Annotated in this window: 6 protein-coding genes and 1 pseudogene; 4 read left to right on the forward strand and 3 right to left on the reverse strand. The window is 70.6% G+C overall.

Features of this window, described 5'->3' with window-relative positions; translation table 11 throughout:
- From RIF89_RS11020 to RIF89_RS11030, 3 genes and pseudogenes are all read left to right on the forward strand, one after another.
- Nucleotides 1–572 (forward strand): annotated as a pseudogene (locus tag RIF89_RS11020) (ABC transporter substrate-binding protein); the annotation flags it as partial.
- Nucleotides 569–1,519: a sugar ABC transporter permease gene (locus tag RIF89_RS11025; protein WP_309069160.1), complete on the forward strand. Its 951-nt coding sequence runs from the start codon at nt 569–571 to the stop codon at nt 1,517–1,519. The pseudogene RIF89_RS11020 and the gene RIF89_RS11025, both read left to right, overlap by 4 nt.
- A complete protein-coding gene (locus RIF89_RS11030) occupies nt 1,516–2,442 on the forward strand; it encodes a carbohydrate ABC transporter permease (protein ID WP_309069161.1) in 927 nt (308 codons plus the stop codon). Before RIF89_RS11025 ends, RIF89_RS11030 begins: the two co-directional genes overlap by 4 nt.
- Nucleotides 2,443–2,563: 121 nt before the next feature.
- Here RIF89_RS11030 and RIF89_RS11035 read toward each other — a convergent pair whose 3' ends face one another.
- The 3 genes from RIF89_RS11035 to RIF89_RS11045 are packed head-to-tail and all read right to left on the reverse strand — an operon-like array spanning nt 2,564 to nt 3,574.
- Nucleotides 2,564–3,016, reverse strand: coding sequence for a DUF6098 family protein (locus RIF89_RS11035; protein ID WP_309069162.1), 453 nt, complete (start codon nt 3,014–3,016; stop codon nt 2,564–2,566).
- Nucleotides 2,979–3,182, reverse strand: coding sequence for a hypothetical protein (locus RIF89_RS11040; protein WP_309069163.1), 204 nt, complete (start codon nt 3,180–3,182; stop codon nt 2,979–2,981). The genes RIF89_RS11035 and RIF89_RS11040 overlap by 38 nt, the downstream gene beginning before the upstream one ends.
- 47 nt (nt 3,183–3,229) lie before the next feature.
- On the reverse strand, nt 3,230–3,574 hold the full coding sequence (locus tag RIF89_RS11045; RefSeq protein WP_309069164.1) for a metalloregulator ArsR/SmtB family transcription factor: 345 nt from the start codon (nt 3,572–3,574) through the stop codon (nt 3,230–3,232).
- 75 nt (nt 3,575–3,649) lie between these two features.
- Between RIF89_RS11045 and RIF89_RS11050 the strand changes: the two genes are divergently transcribed.
- Nucleotides 3,650–4,761, forward strand: a 1,112-nt coding sequence (locus RIF89_RS11050) for an NAD(P)-binding domain-containing protein (protein ID WP_309069165.1), incomplete at its 3' end; no start/stop codon positions are given.

Here is a 4,761-nt window from a genome sequence, read left to right on the forward strand (position 1 = left end):
CGACCGGGGTGCTCGGCGCGATGCCCATGGAGCAGTGGTACATCAACGTGCTCAACGACGTGTCGCCGGACGCGCCGATCGAGTTCGGCACGGTCAAGGACCGCCAGGGAGAGCCGATCGCGTACGCGTCGGGCTCGGCGTGGGCCATCCCGGCGGGCGCCGAGAACCCGGAGGCCGCGTGCCGCTGGGCCCGCGTCATGACCGCCGTGGACACGTGGGAGGCAGCGGCCCAGGCGCGCCTGGACCTGCGCGAGGAGGAGGGCAAGCCGTTCACCGGCCTGCTGACCGGCAACGCGGAGGCGGACACCCTGATCGAGGGCATGGTCACCTCGGGCGGCGAGCCGTGGGACACCGCGGTCGCGGCGACGTACGAGGCCAACGCCCACACGTTCGCGCTGCCGGCGAGCCCCGCCGACGCGGAATTCGAGACCGCCATGCAGGACGCCGTGAACTCGGTCCTGTCGGGCGAGGCCGAGCCCGCCGACGCGCTGGCACAGGCGCAGGAGACCGCGCAGAAGGCGCTGGATGACGCGTGGGCCGAGATGAGCGAGAACTCGGGGAGCGGGGAGTGACCGCAGTCACCTCAGCAGGCGCGGCGCCCACCCGGGCGCCGCGCCGGCGGCGTGGCGGGGCTCGCGAGAACCGCGCCGCGTTGATGTTCCTCGCACCGTGGCTGATCGGCTTCGCCGTCTTCACCGCGTGGCCGCTCATCTACAGCGCCTACCTGTCGCTCACCGACTACGACGTCATCAACGACCCGTCGTTCGTGGGCTTCGGCAACTACGCCGAGCTGTTCTCCGACCCGAAGGTGTCGACCGCGCTCGGGAACACGCTGTTCTTCACGGCCGTGCAGGTGCCGCTGTACGTGGCGGTGTCGCTCGCGCTCGCGCTGCTCCTCGCCCGCGCCGGGCGCGCATCCGGGTTCTTCCGCACGGTGTTCTTCCTGCCGAAGATGACCCCGCCGGTGGCCGTCGGCATCCTGTTCCTGCTGCTGTTCAACGGACAGAGCGGCCTGATCAACACGAGCCTCGGCTGGGTGGGGATCGACGGGCCGTCCTGGACCACGGACCCGGCCTGGGTCAAGCCGGGACTCGTGATCATGAGCCTGTGGACCGTCGGCTCGTCCGTGCTCATCCTGCTCGCGGCGCTGCGCGGTGTGCCGGAGGAGCTGTACGAATCGGCGCGGCTCGACGGCGCCGGTGCGTGGCGGCAGTTCTTCAGCGTGACGCTGCCCATGATCAGCCCCGCCGTGTTCTTCATCGTGGTGGTCAACACCATCGCGGGCCTGCAGACGTTCGACGAGGCGTACACCGCGTTCTTCGGCGCCGGCAACACCACGTACGGCAACGACGCCGCGCTGTTCTATGTGATCTACCTGTTCCAGCAGGCGTTCCAGTTCCTCAACATGGGCTACGCGTCGGCGATGGCGTGGCTGCTGTTCGTCGTGATCATGATCGTCACGGCGATCCAGGCGATCGTGTCCCGCCGGCTCGTGCACTACGAAGGGGGATCGCGATGAGCGCCCTCACGGATCCGATCGTCGGCACCCGCCCGGACGCGAACGCGCCGGCCGTCGCCGAACAGGACGCGAAGCGGCGTCCGCCCCGGCGTCGGCGGTCTCGCCTCGGACGGTATCTGACGATCGCCACGCTCGTGGTGATCGCCGTGGTGTTCGTCTACCCGTTCGCGTGGCTCGTGAGCGCGTCGTTCAAGCCGCGCGGTGAGGTCTTCGACAACCGGCTGATCCCCGAGACATTCACGCTCGAGAACTACCTGCAGGTGTGGCAGGAGGCGCCGCTCGGGTTGTGGCTGCTCAACACGGTGATCGTCACGGTTCTCGCCGCCGGCGCCGTGACGATCTCGAGCGCCATGGTGGCGTGGGCGTTCGCGTTCTACCGCTTCCGCGGGCGCGGCCCGCTGTTCGCCCTGGTGCTGGGATCGATGATGCTGCCCGGCGCGGTCACGATGATCCCGACGTTCCTGATCTGGAACTCGCTCGGCGCCGTGAACACCCTCCTGCCGATGTGGGCGCACAACCTGTTCGGGAGTGCGTTCTACATCTTCCTGCTGCGGCAGTTCATGCTGTCGCTGCCGCGCGACCTGTTCGATGCGGCCCGCGTGGACGGTGCGAACCCGTGGCAGGTGTTCTGGCGCATCGCGCTGCCGCTGTCTCGCCCGGCACTCGCCGTGACGGTGGTGTTCGAGGTGCAGGCCGTGTGGACCGACCTGATGCGGGCGCTGATCTACCTGCGCGACTCGGACAACTTCACGATCCCGCGCGGCCTCAAGGCGCTTGTGGACAACTTCGGCTTCGGCGGTGAATGGCACTGGGAGATCCTGATCACGGCGAGCGTGATCACGACGATCCCGATGATCATCCTGTTCTTCGTCGCCCAGAAGCACATCATCGAGGGCGTCGCGGCGGGCGGCGTGAAGGGCTGAGTCCGGACGTGGCCTGCGGCGCCCGCGCGGCGCCGGGGCCGCGCCCCGTCTCATCCCGTCGCGCGGTCCCGTCTCCCTTGTCGGGCGGAGCGGTGCTGACGCGGATCCGTCTTCGCGCGGATCAGTCTTCGGGCCCGCGGCCCGCCTCGAAGGCCTGCTCGTATCGCGCCGCGGCCTCGTCCAGCAGCGCGGGCGCGAGCCGGGCCAGCGGTTCGACATCGGCGAGCAGCGGCTCGCAGTCGGGGCCGCGGCCGACGGTGCGCCCGTCGAGCACCCACGCGAAGCGATCGGGGTTCTTCTCCGCGAGCTGGGAGTACTGGCACACCTGGCGCGCGAGCCAGTCCTCCACGGGCCGCGACCACCACGTCTCGGGGTGCAGCGGGTTCACCGACAGACCCGGAAGGTCGAGACCGCTCTCGGTGTCGCGGCTCTGCTCGGACGCGTCGTGCGCAGGGCCCTTCGAGTACCGGATGTACGACTGCTCGCGGCGGCCGACGAACTCGGCGAGCTCCGCGAGCGTCGCGATCGTCGGAAGGTCAGTCGACCTGTTCCGACTGGGTGCGGATGAAGTCACGGTCGTCCTCGCTCAGCGACGCGTCGCTCGGCACATCGGCGCCCGTGATCTCGGCGATCTCGTCGCGCACCTCGTCGGTCAGCGTGGCGCTGTCACGCAGCGCGTGCTTCGCGCCGATCGACAGGCGCGGGTACCACTCGTGGATCTCGGGAAGCCCAGCGTTCATGTCACCGACGCTAGGGCCGCGACCCTGGCCCGCTCAACGGGTTGACATCAGGGGCGCAGAACGTCTGCGATGCGCTCGAGCGCGCCCGGGACGAGCGCGTAGTAGGCCCACGTGCCGCGCTTGCTGCGCGACAGGAACCCCGCGTCGGTCAGGACCTTCAGGTGGTGAGACACGGTCGGCTGCGCCAGCCCGAGCGGCTCGATGAGGTCGCACACGCAGGCCTCGTGACCCTCCGACGCCGCGACGATCGACAGCAGGCGCAGCCGAGCGGGGTCCGCGAGCGCCTTGATGAGTCGTGCAAGGTCAGCGGCGTCTCCGACGGACAGCGGCTCGCGGGCGAGCGGCGCGCAGCACGCGGTGTCCTGGATGACGGGAAGCGCGGTCGAGGGCATACATTGACCGTAGTCGATATTGACGAACTTCGATAGATCGGTGCAGACTCACCATCGACGGTCATCGATATCTCGATGGCGATCCTGGATGGAGACCTCATGGCCCTGCTCGACCTCTTGCCCGCGCGTGTCGCGAACGCCACCCACCCGCGGCTCACGGCGCTGCCCGTGGCGATCATCGGCGCGGGGCCGATCGGCCTCGCCGCGGCGGCGCATGCCGCCGCGCGCGACATTCCATTCGTGATCTATGAACGCGGTCACGTGCCGGGCGCCGCGATCCGCGAATGGGGCCACACGCGCCTGTTCTCGCCGTGGCAGCACGTGATCGATGACGCCGCGGTGCGGCTCCTCGCCGGCGCGGGCTGGCAGGCCCCGCCCGCCGACCGGGCGCCGAAGGGCGCGGAGCTCGTGTCGGCGTATCTCGAGCCTCTCGCGGCGCACGCCGTCGTCGCGCCGAACATCCGCTGGGGCGTCGAGGTGCTCGCCGTGACGCGCGAGGGGATGGACCGCACGCGCACACGCGGCCGCTCGCAGGCGCCGTTCGCGCTGCGCGTGCGACGCTCCGACGGCACGGTGGCCGACGAGACGGCACGCGCCGTCGTGGACGCCTCCGGCACGTGGGGGCACGCGAACCCGCTCGGCTCCAACGGACTGGAGCCGCTGGGCTGGGAGACCGTGTCCGACCGCGTGCTGCCCGCTCTGCCCGATGTGCACGGGCGCGACCGCGCGCGCTTCACCGGGCGTCACGTGACGGTCGTCGGCGCGGGACACTCGGCCGCGAACACGCTGATCGACCTCGCCGCCCTCGCGGACGACCAGCCCGGCACGCGCGTGACCTGGCTGATCCGCAATCCGTCGGCCGCGCGCCTGTCCTCCGGCGACGACGAGCTCGAGGAGCGCGGCGCGCTCGGATCACGCGTCGAGCGCCTCGTGGCCGACGGCCGGATCGACGTCGTCGACCGTTTCGAGATCCTGCGCGCCGAAGCGCGAGGCGACGGTATGCGCCTGCACGGTCGCCGCGGGAACGACGCGGCCACGCACGACACCGATGCCGTCGTCGCGGCCACGGGCTTCCGCCCCGACCTCGGCATGCTGCGCGAGCTGCGCCTGGAGCTCGACGACATCGTCGAGGCGCCGCGCCGGCTCGCGCCGCTGATCGACCCCAACCTCCACTCGTGCGGCACGGT

Source organism: Microbacterium sp., assembly GCF_031178525.1.
Taxonomy (GTDB): domain Bacteria; phylum Actinomycetota; class Actinomycetes; order Actinomycetales; family Microbacteriaceae; genus Microbacterium.

Excerpts from the sequence above, each read along its gene's own strand:
- RIF89_RS11030 (WP_309069161.1), top strand. The coding sequence starts at position 1,516 with ATGAGCGCCCTCACGGATCCGATCGTCGGCACCCGCCCGGACGCGAAC.
- RIF89_RS11040 (WP_309069163.1), bottom strand. The coding sequence starts at position 3,182 with ATGAACGCTGGGCTTCCCGAGATCCACGAGTGGTACCCGCGCCTGTCG.
- RIF89_RS11045 (WP_309069164.1), bottom strand. The coding sequence starts at position 3,574 with ATGCCCTCGACCGCGCTTCCCGTCATCCAGGACACCGCGTGCTGCGCG.